The following is a 393-nucleotide window of genomic DNA, read 5'->3' on the forward strand; positions in this document are numbered from 1 at the left end:
CAGGATCCGGCCGGCCCTGGGGGAGGCCGAGTACGCGGCGGCGACGGAGCTGTTGACCGTGGCGGCGGGCCGGGAGGGTTTCGACGACAAGGACCTGGGCAGGATCACGTCCAAGCTGGTCGCGACGTGCTTGTCCGAGAAGGAGCAGGTCGCCCGGGCCCAGGCCAAGCATGAGCTGCGGGATGTGCATGAGTCGTCGCTGGCCGACGGGTCCCTGCGCCGGTTCGTGGTCACCGTGGGCAGCGACGCGGACTACGAGGCGATCCGGGCCGTGCTGATGTCACCGTTGGCCGCGCCGGTCCGCCGCGACGACGCCGAAGAGGGCAGTGCGAGCCTCGCGGAGCTGGACACCCGCACGGCCGGGCAACGCCGCTACGACGCTCTCATGACCGT

1 pseudogene is annotated in these 393 nt (G+C 71.5%); it reads left to right on the forward strand.

From position 1 onward, the window contains the following. Positions 1-393, forward strand: a pseudogene (locus EUS26_RS16795) (HNH endonuclease signature motif containing protein); the annotation flags it as partial.

Origin of the sequence: Serinicoccus sediminis (genome assembly GCF_004153545.1) — a bacterium.
Taxonomy (GTDB): domain Bacteria; phylum Actinomycetota; class Actinomycetes; order Actinomycetales; family Dermatophilaceae; genus Ornithinicoccus; species Ornithinicoccus sediminis_A.